General features: G+C 69.6%; 1 protein-coding gene. It reads right to left on the minus strand.

The window, feature by feature from the left end:
• A partial coding sequence (locus ABD323_RS44770) for a zinc metalloprotease (RefSeq protein WP_486327195.1) occupies positions 1 to 400 on the minus strand: 400 nt, incomplete at its 3' end.
• Between the last annotated feature and the right edge of the window lie 150 nt (positions 401 to 550).

A 550-nucleotide genomic window follows, 5' to 3' on the forward strand; every position in this document is an offset into this window, starting at 1 on the left:
ACGGGGTGGCGAGGTCCCAGCCGAAGTTCATGGTGGGTTCGTGGACGCCGATGGTCAGCACGCCCCGGCCGACATACGACCAGGAGCCGTCGTCGGCGAAGGCGATCCGGACCTCGGCCTCGGAAGCGTCGTCCACCTCCTTGAAGTCCAGGCCGATGCCCAGGCCCTTCCAGTCGTGGAAGGCGGCCCGGACCTCGTCCAGCTGCTCCGGGCCCTGGCCGCCGCCGGTCCGGTTCAGGAAGTGGTAGTGCAGGACGGTGCCGTTGACCCACTTGGTTCGGATCTGAAGTATCGCGCGCCCCCGGTTCGCCCCGAGTCCGGGGCGAAGCTCGGGCTTAGTGGCGGGCTGGAGGGTGCAGTACAGCGGGGTGCCGCTCGCGGGCGCCTGGGTGTCCACCATGACGGGGGCCTCCGATCTGCCAACCACCGGTTCGTGACCGGCGGTTGAGGACGGACATGGTGGCTGTCGGGCCGATTGGGGGACTTCATCCATCGTCTCGCCGGGGTCCGGTGCGCACAACTCGACCCCCACCGCAAGTCGGGTGCCCCG

The sequence above is a fragment of the Kitasatospora nipponensis genome (assembly GCF_039528135.1).
Classification (GTDB): domain Bacteria; phylum Actinomycetota; class Actinomycetes; order Streptomycetales; family Streptomycetaceae; genus Kitasatospora; species Kitasatospora nipponensis.